We start from the raw sequence: 1,832 nt of genomic DNA on the forward strand, positions 1-1,832 counted from the left end.
GCTTGGTTTTTTAGTAACGGCAAGTTCTGCCGGCGTTGATTTAATGTGGAATGAATGTTAGACGATTTCAACCCCGAATGGCGACATAATATGGGAACAAAATGTTATTTCCTTCCGTTTATTTTACTGCTTATCCTTGGCAGCAGTTCGTTTGCCCAAAGAAAAAGCCCTTTCCGGAGCGTCAATTATACCTATCAAACATGGAATAATAAGAATGGGCTAATACAAAACAGCGTTGCTGATATTGTAAAAGACGAAAATGGATATTTATGGATAGCCACGGAGGAGGGGATTCAGCGCTTTGACGGAATTAATTTCAAAGTTATTAACGAAGAAAATACCGCGGGTTTATATTCGAGCACATTCTATGATTTATTCAAGTCAAGACAGGGGATATGGGCAGCCTCTTTAAACACCGTTTTGTATGTCAAAGATGATTCGATAACATCTTTCGACTTTAGAAGTCATATCAAGAGCTCATGGATCTCCGCAATTTCTGAAGATGACAAAGGAACACTTTGGATAGGCACTAATCTAGGGGATCTTTTCTATTTAAAAAATCAAAAAATTGTAAAACACGCGGGCTGGCCAGGGAAAGGAACCCAAAGTATTCAGGTTATGAGTAAAGGTCCAAAAGGACTTTTGATAGGCACCGATAATGGATTATTCCAAATTAATAGGGATGAAGCGGTTGTTCCAGTGCCTGGCCTGCAAACCCAAAATATACGCGCGATTGCTCTTCACAAGGATGGATCTCTTTGGATCGGAACTAAAGATAATGGACTGTATCTTTTAAGAGGCGGAAAGACATTAAACTATACAAGGAAAGAGGGGCTAAATGAGCTTTTTATAAGAAGTATAGGTATTTCGCCCCAGGGTGAAGTCTGGCTGGGGACGAGCAGCTCCGGAATACAAGTTTTTAAAGATGGCAAATTTACAAACGTAAAAGATAATGGGAGCTCAAACGACGGTGTCAAGTGTATTTTTTTTACTGAGCCGAATTTGATTTGGCTTGGCACTGCTGCTTCCGGACTGATACAAATGAAGCCTGCCCGCATACAAAATATCTTAAAAACAGATGGCCTTGCTGACAATGTCATTTTGCCGATCTATCAGCATCGGAATGGCGAAATATGGATAGGGACTGCCGGCCAGGGGTTAAACCGATTAAAAGATGGAAAGATTTTTCACTATACCAGAGGCGATGGCTTGGCCAGTGAAATAATTCTTAGTATTTACGGCACGGACGATAAGATCCTGATCGGCACCCCCGAAGGCTTGAATACCTTTAACCTGAAAACTTCCACATTCGATAGAAAGTATAAAGTAGAAGATGGCTTGGCGAGCAATGTAGTACAATCCATTCTTGAGGATTCTAAAAAAAGAATTTGGATCTCTACCAATTCAGGGGGGGTTCATATCCTGGAAGACGATAAAATTAAGCGCATGCCGCTCATTGGTGAAATTTCCAAGGCTGAACTAACCAGCATTTTTGAAGACAGAAGAAAAAATATTTGGGTTGGAAGTTCGGGGGCAGGAATCGTTAGTATAAACCCGAAAAATGAATTCAAATATTACAAAAATAATTCAGGGGTTTCTTCAGATATAGTTTACGGTTTTTATGAAGATAAGGAAGGCTCGCTTTGGTTAGGCACTGAAGCGGGTCTGATCCTGCATCAAAAAAAGAAGATACTTAATAAAGCTAATGGACTAAATTTTAATGGAATTTATAGAATAATTGATGATGGCGAAGGCTTTATCTGGCTGAGCGGGAATTTTGGGATCCAGCGTTTTTCAGTGCAGGAACTTTTAAGAGTAAAACATGATAATTC

Annotated in this window: 1 protein-coding gene; it reads left to right on the plus strand. The window is 39.9% G+C overall.

All coding sequences use genetic code 11. The features are described 5' to 3' along the window. Positions 1-54: 54 nt before the first annotated feature. Positions 55-1,832: ligand-binding sensor domain-containing protein (locus tag WBJ10_RS04040; RefSeq protein WP_424288268.1), on the plus strand; the 1,778-nt coding region annotated here is incomplete at its 3' end.

This window comes from Daejeonella sp., assembly GCF_049655485.1.
In the GTDB taxonomy this organism is placed as follows: domain Bacteria; phylum Bacteroidota; class Bacteroidia; order Sphingobacteriales; family Sphingobacteriaceae; genus Daejeonella.